The following is a 23141-nucleotide window of genomic DNA, read 5'->3' as shown; positions in this document are numbered from 1 at the left end:
CATTATGATTGAATCATTACGTTTCAAGCTGGGCATGAACATGCGTGCAGATTTAGGACTGACGCAGCTTCACCTTGACTTGATCCAGCTCTTGAATCATCCGGCCCAGTACGCCGTTGACGAACTTGCCCGATTCCTCGGTTCCGAAATGCTTGGACAGTTCGATCGCTTCGTTAACCGCCACTTTCCCGGGCACGTCATCGCGATAAGTCAGCTCGTACACGGCCAGTCGCAGGATTTGACGATCCACGCGGGAAAGACGGCTTACCTGCCAGCCTTTCAAATAATGAGCGAGGAGTTCATCAATCGAATCCTTGGATTCCCATGTTCCGTTGACCAGCTGCAGCACATATTCCTTCATTTGAACCTCATCGCCAATGACCCGCTCGGTCTCATTCTCTTCGGCCGCTTCGGAGAGCAGCATCGACACGGCTTCCATGCTGTCGACTTCGTTCATCTCCATCTGGTAAAGGCTCTGAACGACAATCTCTCTAGCTACACGTCTTTTCATTATGTTCCTCCTGTGGACCCTGCCGAATCCATTTTTCTAATTAGTATGATCCATTTGCCGTCAAGACTTGACAACAATTAAACGCCAAAAAAAAACCTGTGAATATCTCTCTCCGCAAAAAAGGCGCACTACACCTGTCCTCAGCATTTTTTCCGGAGAAAGCATATCACAGGGTTCATTTAAACGGCCGCCAGCGCTCGGAAAGCCAGCGTCCCCATTCCTGAAAGTGGAAGATGGAGCCCTGGTTCAGATCCTTGCGCTTGCCAAATATATAGCCGATAAATACCACTAATGCAAAGAACAGCATATCCCAAAAACCGGATAATAAATAAATCAGTCCGCACACAAGCCCGCCGGCCACCCCGGCAATTCTTCCTCTGTGACTCTCCCATATTTCTTTCCAAGGCATTTGGGAAGCTCACCTCTATTCCACGCGGCTCTTGAAGCTTGGTGCCTGAACCACGTTAGCAATATATACGGATACGGATGATACGGGTATTCCTGTTGTATCTTCAACAAAGTCGTGCACCTGCTTCTGCACTTCGGTAGTCAGCGTAGGAATGGATTCCTCGCCATCAACCACGGCGCGAATCGCAATATCAAGACCCGACTGGGATACCTTGATCCGCGATTTCAGATCCTTCACTCCGCGGACGCGCGAAGCCGCCTTCAAGCAGAGATTCTCGATCGTCTCCACGGAGATTTGGATATCGCCGAATTCCGTTCGCTGATCGATGGAGTTCAGGTTCGAGCGATCGCGCCTGACGGAGATGTAGAAAAAACGGATGCTCAGCAAAAACAAAACCGCAGCTACGATAATTCCAGCCCAGAAAAGGCGTTGTTCCTGAACATTCGTTAATTCGTAAGGAACAGCGCCACTCAACAGGAGGATGGCAACTACGGATATAACACCGATACTTAAGCTGTAGATAAACAGCAAAAGTCTGTCCATGATTTTGGCCACGATTCAGCACAGCCTCCTTAAATTAGATTAAACCCTCGACATCGCTGCCCAGGGCTAGCCTGAAACTATTCTATTTGACGCGTTGAGCCAAATCCAATTCTTCCGTCTTCTCCACGGATTTCATGAAATGGACGTCATGAATATGTACATTGACTTCAATCACCGTAAGCCCTGTCATATTCTCAATCGAACGTTTCACGTTGCGCTGGATTTCCCCGGCAACTTCCGGAAGTCGATGGCCATATTCCACGATGACGGATACGTCAACGGCAGCTTCCCGTTGTCCGACTTCAACTTTAACGCCCTTGGATAAATTCTTGCGTCCGAGCAGCTCCGCAATGCCGCCTGCAAAGCCTCCGCTCATCCCCGCAACACCGCGTACCTCGACCGTAGCGAGTCCGGCGATGACTTCAATTACTTCCGGTGCAATCTGAATCTCACCGATATCTGTACGTTCAAATTCTGTAGGCAAAGTTTCCGCCATTGTCTCAACACACCTTTCAGAATAAGTTAGCGGATGCACCCAAACTGCATAACGCATGCGCTCTTATTACTCATACTATACCATTTGGCCAAGTTTATGACAAACTTGGCCAAAGGTTTTAAATCTCATTTTCTTCCAAAAACTTAATATCGAAGTCGCCCTTTAAGAAGGTAGGATGCTTCAGCAGTTTCTGATGGAACGGGATGGTCGAATAGATCCCTTCAATCTCGAATTCAGCCAAAGCGCGTTTCATCTTCGCGATCGCTTCATCGCGGGTCGGCGCCCATACAATGAGCTTGGCAATCATCGAATCGTAATAAGGCGAAATCGTGTACCCGGGATATGCCGCGCTATCCACCCGCACGCCAGGACCGCCCGGAGGCAAATAGAATTGAATGGTTCCCGGTGCAGGCATGAAGCCCTTGTCCGGATTCTCGGCATTGATCCGGCACTCGATAGACCAGCCGTTAATGACGACATCCTCTTGACTGAAGGAAAGCGTGTTGCCTTCAGCTACGGAGATCATTTCCTGAATCAGGTCCACGCCGGTTACCATCTCCGTTACCGGATGCTCCACCTGAATCCGCGTGTTCATCTCCATGAAGTAGAACTGTCCGTCCTGGCCCAGCAAAAATTCAAGCGTGCCGGCACCGGAGTAGTTTACCGCTTTTGCCGCGCGAACGGCGGCTTCACCCATTCGGCTGCGTACCTCTTCACTTAGCACCGGACAAGGAGCTTCTTCAACCAGCTTCTGTCTCCGGCGCTGCACGGAACAGTCACGCTCCCCGAGATGCACGGCGTTGCCGTGTTTATCGGCGATAATCTGAATCTCCACGTGCTTCATGCCGGTGAGATATTTTTCAAGATACACGCCAGCATTGCCGAAAGCCTTCTGGGCTTCCTGCTGCGCGTTCGTAATCTGTTTGATCAGCGATTCCTCATCCTCGGCGATTCGAATCCCCTTACCTCCGCCGCCAGCGGTCGCTTTGATAATGACCGGATAACCGATGTCGCGTGCGAGCATGACGGCCTCGTCCAGATCCTCGACCAATCCGTCGGACCCGGGAATAACCGGAACCCCCGCATCCTTCATCGTTTGCTTCGCCACCGCCTTGTCGCCCATGCGGTTGATCGCGTCGGCGGAAGGGCCGATAAAGGTAATGTTGCAGGATTCACAGATCTCCGCGAAATCCGCGTTCTCGGCCAAAAAGCCGTAACCGGGGTGAATCGCGTCACACTCGGTCAGCGTAGCCACGCTCATGATATTCGTGAAATTCAAATAGCTGTCTTTCGATAATGTAGGGCCGATGCAATAGGCCTCGTCCGCCAAGCGAACATGCAGAGATTCCCGGTCCGGCTCCGAGTAAACGGCAACGGTTGCGATGCCAAGCTCCCGGCAAGCCCGGATGATACGGACGGCTATCTCTCCGCGGTTCGCGATAAGCACTTTTTGAAATGTCATGCAGTAACCTCCTTCGGACTCATACGACTCTCGTTCTTGGCGAGTCCCTCCATATTACTCCGGCTTCACCAGGAACAGAGGCTGCCCGAATTCTACAAGCTGACCGTTCTGCGCGAGAACCTCAACGATTTCGCCCTTGATCTCTGCTTCCAGTTCATTCATCAGCTTCATGGCCTCGATGATGCAGACCGTCGATTTCTCCGTCACCTTGTCCCCCGGGCTTACAAACGGCCCAGCCTCAGGCGATGGGGAACGGTAGAAGGTTCCTACCATCGGTGATACGATTTTATGTAATGAGCTGTTGCTATCCTCCGCTGAATCCTGCTGAGGTGCCGCTGCAGGTGCTTGATTCCCCGTATTCGGCTGTACGATCTGCGGTGCCATCACTTGCTGAGCCGGTATGTACGCTTGCGGCGCGGCCTGATAGTTGTTAACGACCTCGGCTGCATTGGGTTTCTTAATGGATAAGCGTGTACCTTCGCTCTCAATCTCCAGTTCATGCACGGAAGTTTGATCCACCAGCTTAATAAGTTCCTTAATTTCGTTTAATTTAAACATGATCGACGTTCACTCCTTCACTTTCTTGGAAGCCCTTGCTTAGGACAGTCAGTCAATAGCTTAGAGTATTATATCACAATCGAGCGAAATAGAAAGAGCCCAAGGCAATCCTTAGACTCTTTCGGGTTTATCGTATATCCGTGGTTTATGTTGAAATCTGCGGACAAGCTTATGGCGCAACATATTGGACGGTTACTTTATCCGGCGAAACCTTCAATTCCTTCATCACAAGACTGACGATGTCCGCCGCGCCTTTGGCATCGAGTTTCTCGCTCAGAACGACCACATTATATTTCTCGCTCTCTTCCTTTACTACGGCGTTGCCGAATTGCTGCTGCAGGGTTTCCTCGATGCTGAGAATGACTTCCTCTTTCGCTTCCGCCGCTTTCAGCTGCTGGGTAGCTTGTGCTGTCTCCTCCGGTTTATTTTCATGGTTGTCGATTTTTGTCATTAATTCATCGTATAATTTATTATTTTTTTGTGCGCGGTCCAGTTTATAGGAATCCAGCTGTGCGATTGCAGACGTTGCGTTGGCTGCCACTTCCTCCAGCACTTCTTTATCCGATTTTTCGCCGCTCGTGCTGCTGGTGTCCTTGGAAGTCTCTGCTTCGTCCTTGCCGGTGCTGCTGGCGTCTTTGGATTTATCGGCTCCATCCGTGGATTCCTTCACTTCCGGTTCTTGCGGCTTATCCGCTTCTCCGGCCGCTTTCCCTTGGTCATCCTGCTCACCTTGCGTTGCCTCTGCAGGATCCTCCGTGCCAGTTACGCCCGTATCCGTCGTTCCGGTCCCTTGCTCGTTGGCTCCGGAATCTCCGTCCGTGCCTTCTTCGAGAACTTCGTTCACAACCAGCTCGTCGACTGCGGTTCCATTGGCTTCCTGTCCTGCGCCGGGCTTCTGACCGTCTACCTGCGTGCTCTCGGCAACCGGCGGCGCTTTCGTTCCCGAATCGTCCGTGAACAAGTAGTAAGCGGACAGGATGACCATTAAACTAAGCATGGATACTAACCATATGGTTTGTCTTTTGTTATTCATTTGAACTTTTCCTCCTTTAATTGAAAACCTGTGGCACGAATGATCGGATCATCCGCAGGACTTTACGTTATTCCTGTTTGCGAGGGACAACGGATATACGATAAGATGGAACGTTCAGACCCCGCTGGATCGCATCCACGATCAAGCTCTTTACGACTTCATTCTCGGCCCCCTTGGCTACGACGAGCACGCCGCGGACCTGAGGTTTGATCTTCTTGGTGACGATCGGCGTCTCTTCGCCCGAAGAATCATAGGTGACGATCTGGCCGTCGCGCTGGTAACTCGTGACATGGCGTTTCCCTCCGCTGGCATCGGTTTCTTCCGTGAGTTCCTGCGTATCCTTCATATTTCGCTGCACCACCAGTTCTTCCGTAGACTCCACGGTCACCATGACATCCACGGACCCGACGCCAACGATCTGTTCCAGCATGGTCTTGGTGCGCATTTCGAAATCCTGCTCGATGCTTTCGAATTCACCGCCGCCGCTGCTGCTCGCAGCCCCCTGGGTTGTTGAGACCGCGGCGGTGTCCGGCGGCGGTTCGCGGCCGATATTCTCATGATCCAGCTTCTTGACATTGACGAAGGAGTTGAACAGCATGATCGCGACGCCGATCAGGCCAAGAATGATCAGCCACCTGAAGGTCTGCATCTTCCTAGCACCGCCGGCTCCTCCGCCAAGCCACTGCTCCAACCGCTTCAACCAATTTCCCATCATCCTCACCTCCGCTACAGCTTGTTATCCTGATCCTGCCCCGGTGCATATATCGTGATCAGCTCCGGCTCCAAATCCCACCGGCGGCTAATGTAGTCCCGAACCGGTTCTGCTCTGGCTTCCTCGGCTTTGCTGACTGCCTCTGCGTTTTCTTTTACTGCCGCCTTCCCATCCTTCTCCTCTGCCATGGAATCCACGTTCACCTGAACGGGATCCACTGGCGTTACGCCGATGGGACGTCTATCGTCTTCCCCTACTTCTGCATCCGCCGGCTCATCCCCAGCCAGCCTTACGTCAACGGAGCGTATCGCAGCGCCGGCATATTCCTTGCCCTGCCCGGCAACCGCGGCCAGCACCACCTTGACCTCTTGAACGGCTTCCCCCGTTTCAGCCGCGATCTCTTCTTTCATCACCTTGGCTAATTCATTGCCAGCCCATTGCAGGCTTTGACTCTGCTGCGTATCCTTGAGCTTTTCGGCCTGGGCCATGATATGCTCCAGCTGAATTTCCTCCGGCAGCCCCTTCTCCTGCCGCTCCAGTTCCATCGCCAGCTGGTTCTCCGGGGGATCCGCAATTAATGTAATGATGGGACTGAGCAGCGTGAGCAGAATCAACAAGCTCAGGACTAGCCTGGCGTAGCGTTCAAGCGCCTTCCCGGGCAGGATCAAATCAACGAAGGCCGCAAAGAGAACCACCATGATGACGCTTTTCAGCCAATCTCCAAGCCAGTCCATTCGTCATACCTCCTAAGCTTTGGCGCCGCGTATCATCTGCCTCACCTCATCATGACGGTGATGTTGGCAGCCGTGAGCAGTATCGTAATGGCGAGAAAGAACATCAAGCTCACCGCGGCCAAGGCCGCGAAAACGTACAGCATCGTCTTACCGATCGTCTGGAGGCAGGTGCCGATCGGGGAATCGCCGAGCGGCTGCATGACGGCCGCCGCGACGTTATATATCAAGGCAAGCGTCAAGATCTTGATCGCAGGAAATGCGCAAAGGAACAAAATGATGATGACTCCCGCCAGCCCGATGGAATTCTTAACTAGCAGCGAAGCCGAGATTACGGTATCCGTCGCATCTGCGAACATCTTGCCGACTACCGGAACGAAATTGCCGGTTACGTATTTGGCTGCCCGGATGGTTACGCCGTCCGTAACCGAGCTGGTCAGCCCTTGAACGGAGATAACTCCCAGGAACACGGTAAGCAGCACACCCAGGACGCCCATCGAGATCCCTCGCAGCAGATTCCCAAGCTGGGTCAGCTTGTACTTTTCGGATAAGGAACTAACCAGATGCAGCAGAGCCGAGAAGAACAGAAGCGGAAACACAATCGTGCTGATCAGCGTGCCTACCGTATGTACCATGAATATGACCAGCGGATGGGCCACCGAGACGGTGACGACATTGCCCATCGAGGCCATCAGCGCAAAGAGCAAAGGAAGCATGGCCATCATGAAATCGATCATTTGGGTGATGGCGTCCCGCGCATATCCGATCGCGATGCTGAAGCTGTTGACCGCGATGACCAGGACAACCATGTAACAGATCGTATAGGCTACCCGGCTCACGGTGCTTTTTTCGAAGGCCGTCTGCAGGTTCTCTAGAATCAAGCTCATAATGCTCAGCATGACGATGGTCGCCAGCAGCTTGCCGTTATAGAGCACCTCGTGCCACAGATATTTTCCGATACCGGACATTACCCCTTTGAAGCTCAGCCCGTCGCCGCCCGGCAGCAGCATATCCATCAGGGAGGGCGTCTTGCCATCCGGGAAAAACCCGCCGTAATCCTTCATGAGCCGGTCCCAGTATTTCTCGACCTGATCCGTTGGCAGCTGCTGCGTCTGCTGCTCGACCCACTCATCGGCCGGATTGGCGGCTGCAGTCGCATCGATCGTCCCGCAGAACCATCCGGACAGCAACAGCATTGGGATCAGTAGGCAAAACACGGCCAAGCCTCTTCGAAGTGTTGCTCCTGTCACCATGTCCCCCCACCTTTTTTCAAGCCGGGAGGAGCTTCAGGACCGTCTCGATGATGATCCCGATAATCGGTACAGCGAGCACCAATATGAGCACTTTTCCCGCCAGTTCTATTTTGGATGCGATCGATTCCTGTCCGGCATCTCGAACGATCTGTGCCCCCATCTCCGCGATATAGGCGATTCCGATGATTTTCAGAACCGTCTTCAGATAGATGATCTGAACGCCGGAATTCTCGGCCAGATCTTCCAGCATGGATATGACATTACCGATCTTTCCGATCAGGAACAGGAAGATGAGGAGCGATGTCGCCACGGCGAGAAGAAAGGCAAAGAGCGGTTTCTGTTCCTTGACAATCAAGATCAGCACGGTAGCGATGATGCCGAGTCCTACCACCTGGATAATTTCCATAAATGTCCACCTACTGGAATAGAAAAATACTTTTGATTTCCTTCAGCAAATCGTCTAGCAGCCTTACGACCATAAACAATACAACCACGAACCCGATGAGGGTCACCCAATGCGCCATATCCTCTTTCCCCATCTGTTTCAGGACGGTATGAATCATGGCAATGATGATGCCAATACCGGCAATCTGGAAGATCGCGTTCACTTCAATGTTCATTTCCCTTGGCACCTCGCTAAAAGATCAATATGACGATCAATGCTCCAATGAGCAGTCCCAGACTTTTGCTCATTTTTTCATATTTGACCTGGTCATCCCTTGCCGCTGCTTCTTCATGCTTGAGCTGTCCCACGGCCAGAGCGATATGTTTGATCTGGTCCTGTCTGTCACTGGTGCCAAGTACGCCGCTTAGCTGTTCCAACACCTCACGCTCGGCACTTTTCATCGATGTTCGTCTCCAATATTCGCCCAGCGCCTTGCGGATGCTGTCTTGTGCGGATAACCCGTAATCGGGTCTCATGTAAAGCGCTGCGGAGGCCAACAAAGATTTGAGCGGTTCACGAAGGGAAACGCCGATTCGCTCCAGCGCGTCGGGCAGCGGCGTAAAGCCGTAGCTGATTTCCGTCTCCAGCCTTTGAAGCGCGAGAATAAGTTCTCGCAGCTGTCTGGGTCTTGCTGCGAATTGCTGGGCTTGGTAGAATCCGGCTAAGGTTCCTGCACCCAGCACGAGCACGGCCCCGACCAGTTTAAGCATAGGCATCACCTCCCGGCTGGCCGCTGATAGCCGTCTGAAGCGTTCGCTGGCCTCCGTCATACAGCTTGTATGATCGGTGGTCGCCCGCTCGGCTAAGAACCGCATACATTTCAAACATCCGGTTCTCCAGAAGTCCCGAGAGGGCGGGCCGGCCCCGCATGTCCTGAACGGATGAGCCATGCGCCGTTGCAATCACGCTGATGCCGGCATGCAAAGCCTCAATCACCGCTTCCGCATCCTCCGGCCGGCCGATCTCGTCCACAATGAGCACGTCCGGAGACATCGAACGGATCATCATCATCATCCCTTCGGCTTTCGGACAGCCATCCATTACGTCCGTGCGAGGGCCGACATCGAATCCGGGTACGCCGCGCAAACAACCCGCGATCTCGGAACGCTCGTCGATGATGCCCACCTTCATTCCCGGCCAATGCACGGACGAGTTTCCCCACTTGCCGTAGCTGATCTGTCTAGCGAGGTCTCTGAGCAGCGTCGTTTTGCCTTGCTGGGGCGGAGATAAGATCAGCGAGTGCATCACCCTTTTCCGTTTCCGGTCAAGCAGATGAGGAAGGATGTCGTCCGCCGCTCCCTGTATTTCCTTGGCAATCCGGACATTAAATCCGCTGATATCCCGAATGTGCTCCACCCTGCCGCCGCTCAGCACCGTCCGGCCCGTAAGCCCGACCCGATGGCCCCCTGGTATGGTGATAAACCCCTTTCGCAGCTCTTCTTCCATGGTGTAGAGGGAATGATTGCTGATAAGGTCCAGCAGCCTATGGGTATCCTCACGCGTCGGCTTATATGCTTCTTCAGGCCGCAAGGTGAGTCCGCCTCGCCTGTCCAGGAAATGATGCTTGCCCGCCGAATTGATCTCCAGCGGACGCTCTTCCCGGATCCGTACCTCCTCCACATGTTCGAGAAGCTCTTTCGATAGGTTCAGCAGCATGCGTTTTACGGTTTCGGGAAACAGGTCTAACCAATTCAATGTCATATCAATTTCCCCCAGGTTGTCCTTTGTGATCATCTTCTAATAAGAGAACTTCATATCCCATGTGTATGCTTGTACCTGAAAAATATGCAGCGAATCTATCATTTTTTTAAAACCCCGTATAAGAGACAGGAGACGCCGCACAATATCCAGCCGATCTTCCCCCATGACAATTTATCTGCCATTCCCACCAGACCGATGGTTGTGGTCAAAATCAAAATGAGCGGACCCGTAAACGCCAATGCCGAATTCACGGCAAGCGCTTTATCGACTTGGTTCAGGCGCAGCATGATGATGGCCGCGACGATCTCAAGGCTGCCCGAGAAAATCCGAAGCGTTGCCATACTTGCGACAAACTTGTCCAGCATGCGATATATCCTCCCTCTTCCTTCTTCCTTCTTCACATGTGTGATGATTAAAAATATGCGGGGCCCTCTCGTTTTATCTCTATTTTTTCAATTTCATAGAAAGGAACTTCGAATCTTTCGGACAGCACAAAAAATCCCGGTCATAAATGACCGGGATGAACTCTATTAATATCGATGATGACGGTTGAATCCTGTTATCGGCGAACCTGCGGTCCGCCTACGGAAGCCTGTTGATCCGTATCCAGTCCGTACGCGGTATGAAGCGCCTGCACAACCCCTTCGAGATTGCTTCCCTCGATGACGCAGGATACTTTGATCTCGGACGTGCTGACCATTTTGATGCTGACCCCCTGCCGGGAGATCACGTCAAACATTTGTGCCGCCACGCCGGGATGGCTGACCATGCCCGCGCCGACAATCGATACTTTAACAAGATGATCTTCCGAGGTAACGTCGCGATACGGCAGCTTGCCGCGAATGTGTTCGATCACGGACAACGCACGCTCCCGATCCGCCAGGGACACCGTAAAGGAAAAGTCCGCTTCGCCGTTCTGAACGCCGCTCTGCACGATGATATCAACGTCAATCGATTCTTTTGCAAGCTCTCCGAACACTTGGGCCAGAACGCCCGGCGTATCGGCTACGCCCAGAATACTGATTCTCGCTACATTCTTGTCGAATGCAATTCCGCTGACAACCACACCTTGTTCCATGCTTGTTTCCTCCTTAACAACCGTACCCTCGTTATGATTAAAGCTGGATCTGACGACAAGCTTGACTTGATTATGCTTCGCATACTCGACCGCACGCGGGTGAAGAACAGCCGCGCCCAGATTGGCAAGCTCGAGCATCTCGTCATAGGAGATCTCCTTCAGTTTCCGCGCGCATTTGACTACCCGCGGATCCGTGGAGTATATCCCGTCCACATCCGTATATATTTCACATACATCCGCTTGAATGGCAGCCGCTAGAGCTACCGCGGTGGTATCTGAGCCCCCGCGTCCAAGCGTTGTAATCTCTCCGTCTTCGGACATGCCCTGGAATCCCGCGACAATGACGACATTTCCTTCGCCAAGCGCTTTGTGCACGCGCTCAGGCTTTATATCTGTAATGCGGGCTTTACCATGGACGGCTTCCGTGCGGAATCCCGCCTGCCAGCCGGTCAAGGACACTGCCTTGCGTCCAAGACCGTGAATCGCCATGGATAGCAGCGAGATGGATATCTGCTCCCCCGTGGTCATCAGCATATCCATTTCCCGTGCCGGTGGATTCTCGTTTAACAGCTTTGCCTGGTCAATCAAATCGTCCGTCGTATCCCCCATGGCAGACACCACGACCACACATTGATGGCCTTCATCTTGTTTCTCTACAATTCTTCTGGCAACGCGCTTCATGCGTTCTGTATCCCCTACAGAGCTGCCTCCGAATTTCATGACGTACAGTGACAATGCTTCTTTCACTCCCCACTAATATCGGTATGTAACAGTGCTCAGGTGGTTTCTCACTTTAAAACAGTATAATACGAAAGTGAGTCACCCCGTCAAGGCTTTTCAAGGCAAAAAGAAAACAGACTTAGGACGCCGAGCCCGCTTATCGCAAAAAACTCCCGTACATTCGTACAGGAGTCGCGTTGGTTTAGAAGATATTGGCACCCCGTCCATCGTTGAAGGGTCCCGCTTAATGCATGTTATGCACGGGAAATGTATTTACCTTCGCGTGTATCGATCAGAAGCACATCGTCTTCGTTAATGAACAGCGGTACTTGTACATTCAGGCCGGTTTCCACTTTGGCGTTCTTCGTAGCGCCGGTAGCCGTGTTGCCTTTGATGCCAGGCTCGGTTTCAACAACCTTCAGCTCGACGCTGTTAGGCAGGTTGATCCCGAGGATTTCGCCTTGGTAGCTGATAATGTTAACGTTCATGTTTTCTTTCAGGAAGTTAAGTTCCCACTCCAGCTGCTCGCTGGTCAAGCTGAACTGGTCGTAAGTTTCGTTGTCCATGAAAACATGCTCTTGACCGCTGGCATAGAGATACTGAACGCCACGGTTGTCGATAATGGCACGGCCGATCGTTTCGCCTGCACGGAACGTCTTCTCAACGGTGTTGCCGTTGCGAAGGTTTTTCAATTTGGAACGTACGAAAGCTGCGCCTTTACCCGGCTTAACATGCTGAAAATCCAATACGGTGAAAATATCGCCATCAACTTCTACGGTCAAACCTGTTTTAAAATCGTTAACTGAAATCACTAAGATTCCCTCCTAAGGATGCGGTCTATTTAATATAGTACACATTTTTCTTAAAGCACAAGCTCAAAAAGACGATTTTTGAACCATTATTACAGTATGGTGTAATCTTTGGACGAGCTTGTCAGTATGCGAATGCCCGTTTCCGTGATGACGATATCATCTTCGATGCGGACACCGCCAAGTCCTGGCAGGTAAATGCCCGGCTCCACCGTTACGACCATGCCGGGCTGCAGCACGTCATTGCTCAGCTTGGACAGCCGCGGCGATTCATGAACCTCCATGCCCAATCCGTGCCCCGTGCTGTGGCCGAAATATTCCCCGTATCCGTAACGCGAAATAATATCCCGAGCCAAAGCGTCTGCTTCGCGTCCCGTCATGCCTGGTTTAATATGATCCAGTGCGTGAAGCTGCGCTTCGAGCACGATATCATAGATCTCCTTCAGCTTCGGATCAGGACTGCCGAGCGCCACGGTTCTCGTGAGATCGGAGCAGTACCCGTCCAGCAGCGCGCCGAAATCAAACGTAACGAATTCGTTCCCTTGAATGACCCGCTCGCTGGCTACGCCGTGAGGAAGCGCCGAACGCTCGCCGGAAGCAACGATCGTGTCGAAGGAAGACGCGGTTGCGCCATGCTTGCGCATGAACATTTCCATCTCGAGATCGATTTCCCGTTCCGTTTTGCCGGCTGCCAGAATCGTCAGGACATGGCTGAACGTCTGATCCGCCAAATCCGCTGCCCGCTGCATAATGCTCAACTCTTCGGCATCCTTGAATATACGCAAATCTTCTACAAGGCCCGAAACCGGCACCAGGCTGATGGGCGCGAGCTGTTCCGAATATGCGGAAAACACGCCGTATGTAACATGGTCCTGTTCGAATCCGAGCGATGTGATGCTTTCGGAAGACAACAGATCCTTGACCGTCTCCATCACCTTCGGCCCGTGCTCGACCACTTTAAAACCGACGGCTTGCTGCGGTGCTTGCGTCATATAGCGGAAATCCGTCAAGAGATAGGCCTCATCGCGTGTGATCAGCACATATCCGGCAGAACCGGTAAAGCCCGTTAAATATCTGCGGTTGATCGGGCTTGCAACCAGCATAGCCGTCAAACCTTTGGCTTGAAGCTGTTCGCGCAATTTAACCACTCGTTTGTTACTCATTCTAACCACTCTCCTCTCACCCTTATCCCGAAATTGGAGCTACCCTTCTTGCTCGACCAGGACTTGCAGTAGAGCCGACAAGCCCAATGTGTAACTCGCCGCGCCAAAACCCGCGATTTGTCCGACAGCCACAGGCGCTATGACGGAGGTATGACGAAATTCCTCTCTGGCGTGAATGTTCGAGAGATGAACCTCCACTGTCGGAATGCGCGCAGAACTGATGGCATCACGCACAGCGTAGCTGTAGTGAGTCAGTGCTCCCGGATTAAGGAGTATGCCGTCAGCCTGTCCGATCGCTTCATGAATACGATCAATGATAGCACCCTCATGATTAGACTGAAAGAAGGTAATACCGATACCGGCGAGATCCGCCTGTTTACGCAAATTATCTTCGATCGCCTGCAGGCTGAGCGAACCATAAATGCCCGGTTCCCGGAAGCCGAGCAGGTTTAAGTTCGGTCCGTTTATCACCCATATGGATTTCATAGGGCTTCCCACCTTTTCGTCAAATAACCAAAAGCTATTTTACCATAGGCGGCATCGGGTTGAGAAGTTTTTCTTGGCTAACCCGTCAGCTTCTTCGGTTCACGCAGTTTCTCGTCGGTGAATTCCTGCGCAATCGTATAACCGATAAAGAGGCCCCATAATATAAAAATACAAACCTCCGAAATGTTTGTATCCCAGGACAGCTTCTTCACTGGGTCCGTCAGCCGAAGCCAGGGATTGAGCGCAACAAACAGCACCGCCCACCACACGATTCCGTAAGCAATCCCGGGCCATGGGCCCTTCAGCTTCCTGAACAGGGCAACATAAATGAGGGAGGCGATGACGGAAAAGGCAATGAAGGACAGCCACCCGGCGATTTGCCCGGCTGTGGTCTTGAGGAATTCATGTTTGAAGAATGGCTCCAGCAAAAAACCGGGCACGACCTTCGTGAATCTCAACCAGTAAAAGATCCAAAGCACGCCCCCCCAGATCAGGCCGGCATAATAGCCTAGCTCCAGGGCAAACGTAAACGGATTGGTTATCTGGTTCTGCTTACGAAATTGATGTTCATGCATGGATTGATTCTCCTCTTCTTCGGTTATCGAAAAGCCCCGCTGTTTCTCCATTTCATCTCTGAAAGTAGTATGCACCGCTTCCCCTGCCCTAATCCAACTAGAAATTACTTTCAAAATTCGATACAATAGTTCATAGAACGAATAACATGTCAGGGAGGGTGAACTGGTTGTCCGATAAGTCAACCCCGATCAGCTATGGAGGCCAAGCTGTAATCGAAGGCGTTATGTTCGGCGGCAAGCATGTGAATGTGACGGCCGTGCGGCGTAAAAATAATGAAATCAAGTTTCTCGAGGTGCCTCGCGAAGACAAGGCATGGGTTCGGAAGCTGCGGAAGATCCCGCTTCTTCGCGGCATCGTCAGTCTCATAGATTCTACTATCAAAGGCTCCAAACATTTGAATTACTCTGCCGATGCTTATGCTGACGATACGCTGGAGCCCGAAGAACGCGAGAAGCAGAAAGAGAAAGAAGACTCCGGCTGGAGTTTAAGCATGATTATCGGTGTGGCCGCCGTCAGCGTGCTTTCCTTTGTTTTCGGCAAGCTGCTGTTTACACTCGTTCCTGTTTTTGTAGAGGATTTCTTTTTTGGCGATACATTTGATCACTATATCGTGCATAACCTGATTGAAGGCGTTATTAAATTAATACTGCTTCTCGTGTATTTATGGGCAATCTCCCAAACACCGGTCATAAAAAGGCTCTTTCAGTACCACGGCGCCGAACACAAAGTCATCAGCGCATTCGAAGCCGGCGAAGAGTTGACGGTGAAGAACGTTCAGAAATATACGCGGCTGCATTATCGCTGCGGCAGCAGCTTTATGATGCTGACCATTGTGCTCGGCGTTGTTGTCTACTCGGTGGTGCCATGGGATACCATGACGCAGCGGGTCATTCAAAGAATTGCGCTTCTTCCGGTCGTGCTTGGCGTTTCCTTTGAATTCCTGAAATTGACCAATGCCATGCGGGACCTGCCGGTACTCCGTTTCCTCGGATATCCCGGTCTGTGGCTGCAGCTTCTGACGACGAAGGAACCTACTGATGATCAAGTTGAAGTATCCATCGCATCCTTTAACAGAATGCGTGAGTTAGATGCTCAATACGAGAATGTTACAGTTCACCAATCTGTGACAGGAAGTGTGCTGGATCCCGCGAAAGGGTGATAATCCATGAGAAGGCATGCGATCATTTTTTGGACGGCGATTACGTTGGCCGCCATAGGGCTACTGGTATTCCTGTTAGACCCTGGATCAAGAATGAGAATATTGATTCCTCTAATTATTGTTGCTGTCGTGTATGTGCTTTACAAGTTCCCGCCACGCCGTTTTAACAAACGTCCCAAGGTGAAGCCTTCCAAGCGGACGGCCGCGAAACTGGCGGCGGCTAAGAACAGCACCGTACGCAAAAGCAACCCAACGGCTAAACGTAAACAGTATCCGTTTCAAGTGATCGATGGGCACAAAGGAAAATCCGACCCATCCGATGATGTTCCTAAATACCATTAACCGGAAAAACCGCCCGCCCGCGCATGCATATGCCGGGTGGACGGTTTTTTTAATGTTCGGCATTCCAGCGGGTGAAAAACATCGTGCCGGCCGTCAGACCGGAATTGTATAAATTCTCGCTTTCCTCTTTGGTCAGATTAAAATGGGTGGTGCCGATGCCGAGCGTCGGAATTTTGATCGTGCGATTTCGGTTTTGCTGCTCGATATAACGTTCATCGTGTGCAGAGAGCATCGTCTCGAACATGGCGGTTAACATGCCGATCGGGCCTTCGATCAGATGAGGCAGGTTGCTGTTCTTCCCGACCATCTGAAAGCCCAGCACCGGCAGGGGCTTAGGCCCACCCTTCGATTCGCGATCAAAGAGCCATAAGGGGAAGTTGCTGAGCAGTCCCCCATCCACAATATAAACAAATTGTTCCCCGAACGATTTGCCTTTTGCGGCCCTGCCCAACAAACGCAGGATGACGGGGTCAAAAAAATAGGGGATGCTGCAGCTCATGCGCACAGCCTTGGCTACCGGAAAGGTGGCAGGATTGATCCCGTATTGGCGGAGATCATCCGGAAGCACCAGCAGCCTGCCATTGGTGATGTCCGATGCCACGATGTAAAGCTTGCCTGCCGGGATGTCCGAGAAGGTAAATATCCCTTTGGCCAGCAGGATTTCCCTTATCCAATTCTCCAGGGCTTCTCCGGAATAGAGCCCTTTCTTAATCAAGACCCGCAGGGCAGGACCGATGAACTTTGTATTAAAAATGGGTGCCCGCTGGAGAAACGAATGAAAGGGCGTTTCCTCGATAATGCGCTTGATTTCGTCGGCACGGTAACCTGCTGCCAGCACGGATGCCACGATGGAGCCCGAGGACGTTCCGGCAACGCGGCTGAATACCATGCCGGCATTCTCCGCCGCCTTGACAGCCCCGGCAAGCGAGATGCCCTTGACCCCCCCGCCTTCAAAAACCGCATTGATCTGCATATAAAAATCCCCCGCCTCACATGGTCTAATGACTATGTATGAGCGCGGGGGATGTTTCATACCTATAGGACGTGCAGATTATCTATAATATGATTGCAATTGATCTTTAATGCCTAACGGATTGCTTAAAATATTCTCTGCTCTAAAGAAAATGCTGCCTTTCACTTCGGCATGGTTCTGATTGTACTTCAATTGATTGATGATTTCCGATGCGCTCTGCCAGCCGATTTCGCTGGTTCCCAGCTTGTAGGGGGCATGACCGATCAGAAGATCTACGCCGGTTCCTTGTACTTCGCTTGCCCACCAGTCCACCAGCTTATCATAGTCGGCTGCCGGATTACTCATGCTCCAGTAGATCTGCGGTGCAACGTAATCGATCCAGCCGTTCTGGATCCAGGTCCGCACATCGGCATACATGCTGTCATACGCCGTTACACCGGCCTTCGTATCCGATCCCGTCTTATCCACGGACTGGTTACGCCATACGCCGAAAGGGCTGATTCCGTATTCGACGTCCGGTTTCACGCGATGAATGCTCTCTCCGAGTGATTGGACAAAGGCATTGATATTTCCGCGGCGCCAATCCGCCAGATTGGCGTAGGCCCCATTATTGAACTCGCGGTATGCCGCGTCATCGTTAAAGACCGTATTGGACGGATAGAAGTAGTCGTCCAGATGGATGCCGTCAATATCGTATCCGTTAACGACCTCCATGATCGTATCGATGATATGCTGCCTGGCTTCTGGAATCCCAGGGTTGATGTACAGCTGCTTGCCCGTATTCACGATCCAATCCGGATGGCTTAGCGCAACATGGGACGGATGGAGCGATGCCGTCAAAATATCGGTGTTCGCCCGGAATGGATTAAACCAAGCGTGAAATTCCATATTCCGTTTGTGCGTTTCCTCTACCATGAAAGCAACCGGGTCGTAACCCGGATCGGCACCTTGAATGCCCGTCAACACTTTCGACCACGGTACCATGGTGGAAGGATACAATGCATCACCGGCCGGACGTACCTGCACGTACACGGTATTGATGCCGACATCCTGGAGCGAATCCAGCAAGGCGATGTAAGAGGCTTGCTGCTGTTCCGCGCTGGTCTTCGTTTTCGGCCAGTCCAGATTGAACACGGTGGATATCCAGGCCCCTCTGACTTCATCCCCGGTTGATACCGGCGGAGGAACGACGACCGAGCCCGTGGACAGCGAGATGCGCTGTGCCGCCTGATTCCACTCCACTTGAACGCCCAGATTCTCGCTGATGAAACGCAGCGGAACCATGACCCGGCCGTTCTTGATTTCAACGGAAGCATCCAGTGCTACCGATGATCCATTCACGAGGGCGGTTTTTTTGCCGGATGTCAATTGCAGGCTCGAACCGTCCTTTCCGATGGTTACCGTCTTCGACTTCTGATTCCAAGCGACCGAAGCGCCAAGTCCTTCACTGATGATCCGCGTAGGAACCATGGTTACGTTAACCTTCGGCAATATGTAAGGAGATACGTCACTGTTCAGGTTTACACCGTCCAGCTGAATGCTGATACGAGCCGCCTTCGCTTGCGCGGTTGGGACCACCGACGGGAGACACAATAACAGCATGATCAGCACCAACAACCATCTACGAAGCTTCATTTCTATTAATCCTCCGAAAATATGAAATTTGCAGGTAATCTAACCTATTACTATAACCATGTAAATATGACGGTTCAGTTTAAAAAAGCATCTGTCACAAGCGGACAGATGCCACATTACGATTCGTTGACTAATTCGTTATGAACGTCACGCAAATCCTGAAGTCGATTCTCATCACGCTTGAAATATTCCACAAGCGTCTCAATTCTCGTAATGGAATCCCAGCTCAAGTGATGCTCGATTCCTTCAACGTCCCTGTAAATGTTTTCATCCTGTACACCGATCATCTCAAGGAATTCCTCAAGCAAATGATGACGTTCCATGAGCCGCTTGCCCATTTTTTTGCCTTTGCTGGTCAGAACCAAACCACGATATTTTTCATAGATCAAATATTCGTCTTTGTCCAGCTTTTGAATCATTTTCGTGACGGATGAGGGGTGAACCTCCAAGCCTTCGGCAATATCCGAAACGCGCGCATATCCTTTTTCGTCGATCAACTTGTAGATGCGCTCCAAATAATCCTCCATGCTAGGTGTCGGCATCTTATTCCCTCTTTTCTATAATTACATAACCCGTGCCATAAAACTGTTTTACCTGCATTAGTAATGATACATGTTTTTGAGACCCGTTGGCAAGTCCTGGTCCAATCCTCATGTTAATATGGGCCTATGTCAATATGGACCTATGAATTGAACCAGCCTTACCCAACATCATTAGAATTTAAGCCATTCCGGCGTAATGCCTTGCAGCCAAATCGTGATTTTGTACATTTGATCCGTGAAGAGCAGAACCCCCATCAGAATCATCAAAACGCCGCCGACCTTCATCAGCGTGCTTGAATATTTAAGAATCCAGCGGGTGGAGCCGATGAAAAAGGCCAGGATGAAAAACGGTACCGCAAACCCGAGCGAATATGAAGTGATCAGCGGGAACCACGTTCCCGGATCGGAAGCTGCAAGCGCGATGATCGCCGTCAAAATCGGTCCTACGCAAGGCGACCAGCCTGCGGCGAAGCCGATACCAAATAGAAATGTTCCTATGTATCCGGTCGGTTTAGATTTAAAATTGAATTTCCGGTCCTTCATGAGAAATTTAGGCTGGAAAATGCCGATAAGCATAAGTCCCATCACGATGATCAGCAGCGCGGATAACTGGCGAATCAGATCCTGGTATTCCGTGAAGAACTCCCCGAACAGGCCTGCCCCCCAACCGAGAGTGTAATAAACAGCAGAAAACCCAAGGATGAACGCGAGTGTGTGCGTCATGGTCCGGAAACGGACCTCCTTGCGGTTCTGTTCGTTCTTTAAGTCATTGACCGACATGCCTGTAATAATGGATAAATAGGACGGGTACAGCGGCAGGCAGCATGGAGATATAAATGAAGCGAAACCGGCCGCAAACGCGATGCCGATATTAATATCAGCCATTTGATTTTAGAACCCCCTTATGTCGTAAAGCCCTTTTTGCCGACAAGCGTAATGATGAGCAGGCTGATCAGCAGCAGCACGATGGTGGCGCCGGGTGCCAAATTAAATACGCCGGCAAGCATCAGTCCCCCGATAACGGCAATTTCGGAGATGATCACCGATAATACGATGGAGCTTCGGAAGCTTCTCGCCAGCAATAAACTGATCGCTACCGGAATGGTCAGCAATGCGGAGACCAGAAGCGCGCCCACAATCTTGATGGCGGTACTTACGACAAGCGCCGTCAGCACCGTAATGATCATGTTCATCCACTTGACGGGCAGGCCGCTGACGCTGGCCGCATCCTCCTCGAAGCTGAGCAGGAAAAATTCCTTGAAGAACATAACCACCACCGCAATGACAACGACGGTTACGCCGCCTACCATATAAATATCCGTGGAATCCAGCGTATAGATGCTTCCGAACAAATAACTCATGACATCCGTATTATAGCCCATTCCCAGCGTGAAAAACAGCGAGGCCAGCGCAACGCCGCCCGACATAATAATGGCGATTGACAGCTCGGCATAACTTTTGTAGGCCTTTCTCAGCTTCTCAATCGCAAAAGAGGCCAGCACCGCAAATACCAATCCTGCGGCAAGCGGGTAGACTTCGATCAAAAATCCGAGGGCCACGCCCGCTATCGTGACGTGCGACAACGTATCGCCGATCATCGACAGCCTGCGCAGCACGAGGAATATTCCGATAAGCGGGGCCGTAATCCCGATCAGAACCCCACCGATCAGCGCCCGCTGGAAAAAATCGCTAAGCAAAATATCAAGCAATGACAACGTCTCCTTCTCCTGCATCCATAAGTTTGTTTCTATGATTATACGAGCGAATGCTGCAAGTCCACTTCCGCGCAGTTTTCGATTTCATGGGAATGCCGGACGAAAAACTGAATCTTCCCGTTCTGCGATACCGGCGATTCGCCCAGGTAGTCTTTGACCATGTCCAAATCATGGGTGACCATCAGGAACGTCATATGGTGATGGGCATGCATATGGGTGATCAATTCAAAGAATCCGGCCTGGGTCTCCGCATCAATGCCGATCGTCGGCTCGTCCAGTATAAGCAGATCCGGACGATTGATCAGCGCGCGAGCAAGGAATACGCGCTGCTGCTGGCCTCCGGACAGGGCGCCGATCCGCTTATCGGCAATATCCTGAATGCGCATCACTTCCAGCGCGTCTTCGCATTTCTGATGGTCCAGGCGGCTCAAACGGCGAAACATTTTTTTTCGATTATATAGACCGGACATGACGACTTCGCGCACGGTGGCAGGGAACAGCGGGTTGAACGCATTTTTTTGCGGAACATAACCTATTCGCTCCCAGTCCTGGAATTTACGGATCGGCTGGCCGAACAGTTCAATGGTCCCTTCCGCGGCGGGAAGCAAGCCGACGATCATGCGGAGCAGGGTGGTTTTTCCCGCGCCATTAGATCCGACGATGCCAACGAAGTCCCGCTCTTTTATGGTGAAATTAAGATCCTTGATCACCTGTTGATCCCGGTAATGAAAGGATACATCCTTGATTTGTACGATAGGTTGGTGGCAATCCTGCGCTGCCGGCTCCATAAACAGGCCGCCTTTCTCTCTGTAGTCTCTCTATAATAAATATACGAGTCCGTATACGTTCATAACACGAAAGAAGAGGGGGATATGATCCCCCTTCTTCCTTATTGTAAAGCCTTCGTTAGATTTTGCAAATTTTTCTCCATCAGCGTGAAATAATTCTCGCCGCTGCTAGCCTGCTCCTTGGTCAGCCCCTCCACCGGATTCAGCACCAAGGTTTCCACGCCCGCTTCATTGGCCAGCGTTTTGGCCAGTTTATCCGATACGAGTTCTTCGAAGAAAATATATTTCACTTCCTTCTCTTTCACCGTCTTAGTCAGGTTCACGATATCCTGCGCTCTCGGCTCGGCGTCTGGCGACAGTCCCATAATCGCATGCTGCGTCAAACCGTAGTCCCGGCATAGATAACCGAATGCCTGGTGGGATACGACGATATCTTTTTTCGGCAGTTTGGACAGCTCGCTCGCAAAGTCGTTATCCAGTTTGACCAGCTTCTCTTTTAACGCTTCATAGCGCTGTTCATAGCCGTCCTTATGTTCCGGATCGACCTCGACCAGGCTGTTCTTGATATTTTCTGCCATGACCAGTGCGGATTTCGGGCTTACCCAAGTATGCGGATCCGTATGATGGGTATCCGTGTTCGTCTCGGCTGCCTCTTCCTCGTGATCATGGCCAGCATGATCTTCTTCGGTGCCTTCCTCATGGCTGTGGTCGTGCGCTTCAGCGCCTTCTTCATGACTGTGGTCGTGTTCCTCTTCATGGGCTGCTTCACCATGCCCGTGGCCATCATCCCCCACGGCGTCGATCAGTTGGATCCCTTGGGAAACGATGACTGGTTTCACTTGCGTATCTTTATCGAGACCCTTTAAGAATCCAGGCGCCCAGCCTTCCAACCCTGCACCATTATAAAGAAACAGCTGAGCCTTGGATGTATTGACGATATCCTGGCTCCGCGGCGTCCAATCATGAGGTTCCACGCCCGTTGGCAGAAGATTCACGACATTGACCTCGTCTCCGCCGATTTCCTTCGTAAATTCATATATTGGATAGAAGGTCGTAATGACGTTAACCTTGCCTTCAACAATGCTTCCGCCGGATTTGCTTCCGCAGCCCGACAGGATGAGCATCGCCAGCAACATCGAAGTTACGCTCCAGGTCCAGCCGTTCAGTTTGTTCTTGCTCTTTCTCTTGTTCATGTTCATCTCCCCCACATTCGCTCCGCTCAACTAATCGTAAACTTTACTAAAAAGATTATAAGAGCAGTTCGACGTGATTGTCAACCAAATCGTAAAAGTTACTATTAG

Annotated in this window: 29 protein-coding genes; 2 read left to right on the top strand and 27 right to left on the bottom strand. The window is 51.6% G+C overall.

Annotated elements, in window-relative coordinates:
- Window positions 1-52: 52 nt before the first annotated feature.
- The 20 genes from nusB to MHI43_RS10550 all read right to left on the bottom strand — a co-directional run bounded on the left by nusB (window position 53) and on the right by MHI43_RS10550 (window position 14685).
- A complete protein-coding gene (gene nusB, locus MHI43_RS10645) occupies window positions 53-511 on the bottom strand; it encodes a transcription antitermination factor NusB (RefSeq protein WP_009591251.1) in 459 nt (152 codons plus the stop codon).
- A 175-nt stretch (window positions 512-686) separates the two neighbouring features.
- The gene (locus MHI43_RS10640) at window positions 687-920 is read right to left on the bottom strand and encodes a DUF2273 domain-containing protein (RefSeq protein ID WP_009591264.1); all 234 of its coding nucleotides are present in this window, start codon (window positions 918-920) and stop codon (window positions 687-689) included.
- Between the two features lie 15 nt (window positions 921-935).
- Entirely contained in the window at window positions 936-1475 is a 540-nt protein-coding gene (gene amaP / locus MHI43_RS10635) for an alkaline shock response membrane anchor protein AmaP (RefSeq protein WP_009591270.1), read from the bottom strand.
- 70 nt (window positions 1476-1545) lie between these two features.
- A complete protein-coding gene (locus tag MHI43_RS10630) occupies window positions 1546-1959 on the bottom strand; it encodes an Asp23/Gls24 family envelope stress response protein (protein WP_009591235.1) in 414 nt (137 codons plus the stop codon).
- A gap of 118 nt (window positions 1960-2077) precedes the next feature.
- Window positions 2078-3421, bottom strand: coding sequence for an acetyl-CoA carboxylase biotin carboxylase subunit (gene accC / locus MHI43_RS10625; RefSeq protein ID WP_015734455.1), 1344 nt, complete (start codon window positions 3419-3421; stop codon window positions 2078-2080).
- A gap of 54 nt (window positions 3422-3475) precedes the next feature.
- Entirely contained in the window at window positions 3476-3979 is a 504-nt protein-coding gene (gene accB / locus MHI43_RS10620; protein ID WP_009591273.1) for an acetyl-CoA carboxylase biotin carboxyl carrier protein, read from the bottom strand.
- A 169-nt stretch (window positions 3980-4148) separates the two neighbouring features.
- Complete coding sequence (locus MHI43_RS10615; protein ID WP_015734454.1) at window positions 4149-5012, bottom strand: SpoIIIAH-like family protein; 864 nt, start codon at window positions 5010-5012, stop codon at window positions 4149-4151.
- A 67-nt stretch (window positions 5013-5079) separates the two neighbouring features.
- Entirely contained in the window at window positions 5080-5724 is a 645-nt protein-coding gene (gene spoIIIAG / locus MHI43_RS10610) for a stage III sporulation protein AG (protein ID WP_186326435.1), read from the bottom strand.
- Window positions 5725-5738: 14 nt separating this feature from the next.
- Window positions 5739-6458 carry a stage III sporulation protein AF gene (gene spoIIIAF / locus MHI43_RS10605; protein ID WP_036665737.1) on the bottom strand — a complete coding sequence of 240 codons (720 nt, stop codon included), beginning with the start codon at window positions 6456-6458 and terminating at the stop codon, window positions 5739-5741.
- A gap of 41 nt (window positions 6459-6499) precedes the next feature.
- Window positions 6500-7708, bottom strand: a complete 1209-nt coding sequence (gene spoIIIAE / locus MHI43_RS10600) for a stage III sporulation protein AE (protein WP_036665739.1) — start codon at window positions 7706-7708, stop codon at window positions 6500-6502.
- Between the two features lie 16 nt (window positions 7709-7724).
- On the bottom strand, window positions 7725-8114 hold the full coding sequence (gene spoIIIAD / locus MHI43_RS10595; protein WP_009591272.1) for a stage III sporulation protein AD: 390 nt from the start codon (window positions 8112-8114) through the stop codon (window positions 7725-7727).
- Window positions 8115-8124: 10 nt separating this feature from the next.
- The gene (gene spoIIIAC / locus MHI43_RS10590; RefSeq protein ID WP_007129715.1) at window positions 8125-8328 is read right to left on the bottom strand and encodes a stage III sporulation protein AC; all 204 of its coding nucleotides are present in this window, start codon (window positions 8326-8328) and stop codon (window positions 8125-8127) included.
- 16 nt (window positions 8329-8344) lie between these two features.
- Window positions 8345-8863, bottom strand: a complete 519-nt coding sequence (gene spoIIIAB / locus MHI43_RS10585) for a stage III sporulation protein SpoIIIAB (RefSeq protein WP_015734450.1) — start codon at window positions 8861-8863, stop codon at window positions 8345-8347.
- Complete coding sequence (spoIIIAA, locus tag MHI43_RS10580; RefSeq protein ID WP_036665743.1) at window positions 8856-9854, bottom strand: stage III sporulation protein AA; 999 nt, start codon at window positions 9852-9854, stop codon at window positions 8856-8858. Before spoIIIAA ends, spoIIIAB begins: the two co-directional genes overlap by 8 nt.
- Window positions 9855-9952: 98 nt before the next feature.
- A complete protein-coding gene (locus tag MHI43_RS10575; protein WP_015734448.1) occupies window positions 9953-10219 on the bottom strand; it encodes a YqhV family protein in 267 nt (88 codons plus the stop codon).
- Between the two features lie 194 nt (window positions 10220-10413).
- Window positions 10414-11667, bottom strand: coding sequence for an aspartate kinase (locus MHI43_RS10570; protein ID WP_015734447.1), 1254 nt, complete (start codon window positions 11665-11667; stop codon window positions 10414-10416).
- A 239-nt stretch (window positions 11668-11906) separates the two neighbouring features.
- Window positions 11907-12464 carry an elongation factor P gene (efp, locus tag MHI43_RS10565; RefSeq protein WP_015734446.1) on the bottom strand — a complete coding sequence of 186 codons (558 nt, stop codon included), beginning with the start codon at window positions 12462-12464 and terminating at the stop codon, window positions 11907-11909.
- 89 nt (window positions 12465-12553) lie between these two features.
- Entirely contained in the window at window positions 12554-13624 is a 1071-nt protein-coding gene (locus MHI43_RS10560; RefSeq protein WP_036665746.1) for a Xaa-Pro peptidase family protein, read from the bottom strand.
- A 39-nt stretch (window positions 13625-13663) separates the two neighbouring features.
- Window positions 13664-14110: a type II 3-dehydroquinate dehydratase gene (gene aroQ, locus MHI43_RS10555; RefSeq protein WP_009591244.1), complete on the bottom strand. Its 447-nt coding sequence runs from the start codon at window positions 14108-14110 to the stop codon at window positions 13664-13666.
- Between the two features lie 77 nt (window positions 14111-14187).
- On the bottom strand, window positions 14188-14685 hold the full coding sequence (locus tag MHI43_RS10550) for a YqhR family membrane protein (RefSeq protein ID WP_009591249.1): 498 nt from the start codon (window positions 14683-14685) through the stop codon (window positions 14188-14190).
- A gap of 167 nt (window positions 14686-14852) precedes the next feature.
- On the opposite strand from MHI43_RS10550, the gene MHI43_RS10545 reads away from it, so the two are divergent.
- The gene (locus MHI43_RS10545) at window positions 14853-15845 is read left to right on the top strand and encodes a DUF1385 domain-containing protein (RefSeq protein WP_009591233.1); all 993 of its coding nucleotides are present in this window, start codon (window positions 14853-14855) and stop codon (window positions 15843-15845) included.
- A gap of 129 nt (window positions 15846-15974) precedes the next feature.
- On the top strand, window positions 15975-16187 hold the full coding sequence (locus tag MHI43_RS10540; protein WP_341283256.1) for a hypothetical protein: 213 nt from the start codon (window positions 15975-15977) through the stop codon (window positions 16185-16187).
- A 49-nt stretch (window positions 16188-16236) separates the two neighbouring features.
- On the opposite strand, the gene MHI43_RS10535 is transcribed toward MHI43_RS10540, so the two are convergent.
- The 7 genes from MHI43_RS10535 to MHI43_RS10505 all read right to left on the bottom strand — a co-directional run bounded on the left by MHI43_RS10535 (window position 16237) and on the right by MHI43_RS10505 (window position 23033).
- Entirely contained in the window at window positions 16237-17160 is a 924-nt protein-coding gene (locus MHI43_RS10535) for a patatin-like phospholipase family protein (RefSeq protein ID WP_015734444.1), read from the bottom strand.
- Window positions 17161-17238: 78 nt separating this feature from the next.
- Window positions 17239-18795 carry a family 10 glycosylhydrolase gene (locus MHI43_RS10530; RefSeq protein WP_036665749.1) on the bottom strand — a complete coding sequence of 519 codons (1557 nt, stop codon included), beginning with the start codon at window positions 18793-18795 and terminating at the stop codon, window positions 17239-17241.
- 116 nt (window positions 18796-18911) lie between these two features.
- Window positions 18912-19337: a transcriptional regulator MntR gene (gene mntR / locus MHI43_RS10525; protein WP_009591262.1), complete on the bottom strand. Its 426-nt coding sequence runs from the start codon at window positions 19335-19337 to the stop codon at window positions 18912-18914.
- Between the two features lie 171 nt (window positions 19338-19508).
- Window positions 19509-20222: a cytochrome c biogenesis protein CcdA gene (locus MHI43_RS10520; protein WP_009591263.1), complete on the bottom strand. Its 714-nt coding sequence runs from the start codon at window positions 20220-20222 to the stop codon at window positions 19509-19511.
- A gap of 17 nt (window positions 20223-20239) precedes the next feature.
- Window positions 20240-21070, bottom strand: a complete 831-nt coding sequence (locus tag MHI43_RS10515; RefSeq protein ID WP_175495141.1) for a metal ABC transporter permease — start codon at window positions 21068-21070, stop codon at window positions 20240-20242.
- A gap of 20 nt (window positions 21071-21090) precedes the next feature.
- Window positions 21091-21840, bottom strand: a complete 750-nt coding sequence (locus tag MHI43_RS10510; RefSeq protein WP_036665754.1) for a metal ABC transporter ATP-binding protein — start codon at window positions 21838-21840, stop codon at window positions 21091-21093.
- 101 nt (window positions 21841-21941) lie between these two features.
- Window positions 21942-23033, bottom strand: a complete 1092-nt coding sequence (locus tag MHI43_RS10505; protein WP_015734440.1) for a zinc ABC transporter substrate-binding protein — start codon at window positions 23031-23033, stop codon at window positions 21942-21944.
- Window positions 23034-23141 lie beyond the last annotated feature (108 nt).

The organism is Paenibacillus sp. FSL H8-0457, from assembly GCF_038051935.1.
Taxonomy (GTDB): Bacteria; Bacillota; Bacilli; order Paenibacillales; family Paenibacillaceae; genus Paenibacillus_AQ; species Paenibacillus_AQ lautus_A.
The sequence above is the reverse complement of the archived record's forward strand: the minus strand, read 5'-3'. Positions and strand labels throughout refer to the sequence as shown.

Coding starts and splice junctions, on each gene's coding strand:
- MHI43_RS10510 (WP_036665754.1), bottom strand. CDS start 21,840: ATGGAGCCGGCAGCGCAGGATTGCCACCAACCTATCGTACAAATCAAG.
- spoIIIAF (WP_036665737.1), bottom strand. CDS start 6,458: ATGGACTGGCTTGGAGATTGGCTGAAAAGCGTCATCATGGTGGTTCTC.
- aroQ (WP_009591244.1), bottom strand. CDS start 14,110: ATGAAATCCATATGGGTGATAAACGGACCGAACTTAAACCTGCTCGGC.
- MHI43_RS10630 (WP_009591235.1), bottom strand. CDS start 1,959: ATGGCGGAAACTTTGCCTACAGAATTTGAACGTACAGATATCGGTGAG.
- spoIIIAA (WP_036665743.1), bottom strand. CDS start 9,854: ATGACATTGAATTGGTTAGACCTGTTTCCCGAAACCGTAAAACGCATG.
- spoIIIAC (WP_007129715.1), bottom strand. CDS start 8,328: ATGAACATTGAAGTGAACGCGATCTTCCAGATTGCCGGTATTGGCATC.
- accC (WP_015734455.1), bottom strand. CDS start 3,421: ATGACATTTCAAAAAGTGCTTATCGCGAACCGCGGAGAGATAGCCGTC.
- MHI43_RS10520 (WP_009591263.1), bottom strand. CDS start 20,222: ATGGCTGATATTAATATCGGCATCGCGTTTGCGGCCGGTTTCGCTTCA.
- MHI43_RS10530 (WP_036665749.1), bottom strand. CDS start 18,795: ATGAAGCTTCGTAGATGGTTGTTGGTGCTGATCATGCTGTTATTGTGT.
- spoIIIAD (WP_009591272.1), bottom strand. CDS start 8,114: ATGGAAATTATCCAGGTGGTAGGACTCGGCATCATCGCTACCGTGCTG.
- spoIIIAG (WP_186326435.1), bottom strand. CDS start 5,724: ATGGGAAATTGGTTGAAGCGGTTGGAGCAGTGGCTTGGCGGAGGAGCC.
- MHI43_RS10560 (WP_036665746.1), bottom strand. CDS start 13,624: ATGAGTAACAAACGAGTGGTTAAATTGCGCGAACAGCTTCAAGCCAAA.
- MHI43_RS10550 (WP_009591249.1), bottom strand. CDS start 14,685: ATGCATGAACATCAATTTCGTAAGCAGAACCAGATAACCAATCCGTTT.
- MHI43_RS10515 (WP_175495141.1), bottom strand. CDS start 21,070: ATGCAGGAGAAGGAGACGTTGTCATTGCTTGATATTTTGCTTAGCGAT.
- MHI43_RS10615 (WP_015734454.1), bottom strand. CDS start 5,012: ATGAATAACAAAAGACAAACCATATGGTTAGTATCCATGCTTAGTTTA.
- spoIIIAB (WP_015734450.1), bottom strand. CDS start 8,863: ATGCTTAAACTGGTCGGGGCCGTGCTCGTGCTGGGTGCAGGAACCTTA.
- MHI43_RS10640 (WP_009591264.1), bottom strand. CDS start 920: ATGCCTTGGAAAGAAATATGGGAGAGTCACAGAGGAAGAATTGCCGGG.
- MHI43_RS10505 (WP_015734440.1), bottom strand. CDS start 23,033: ATGAACAAGAGAAAGAGCAAGAACAAACTGAACGGCTGGACCTGGAGC.
- mntR (WP_009591262.1), bottom strand. CDS start 19,337: ATGCCGACACCTAGCATGGAGGATTATTTGGAGCGCATCTACAAGTTG.
- MHI43_RS10535 (WP_015734444.1), bottom strand. CDS start 17,160: ATGCAGATCAATGCGGTTTTTGAAGGCGGGGGGGTCAAGGGCATCTCG.
- nusB (WP_009591251.1), bottom strand. CDS start 511: ATGAAAAGACGTGTAGCTAGAGAGATTGTCGTTCAGAGCCTTTACCAG.
- spoIIIAE (WP_036665739.1), bottom strand. CDS start 7,708: ATGGTGACAGGAGCAACACTTCGAAGAGGCTTGGCCGTGTTTTGCCTA.
- accB (WP_009591273.1), bottom strand. CDS start 3,979: ATGTTTAAATTAAACGAAATTAAGGAACTTATTAAGCTGGTGGATCAA.
- MHI43_RS10575 (WP_015734448.1), bottom strand. CDS start 10,219: ATGCTGGACAAGTTTGTCGCAAGTATGGCAACGCTTCGGATTTTCTCG.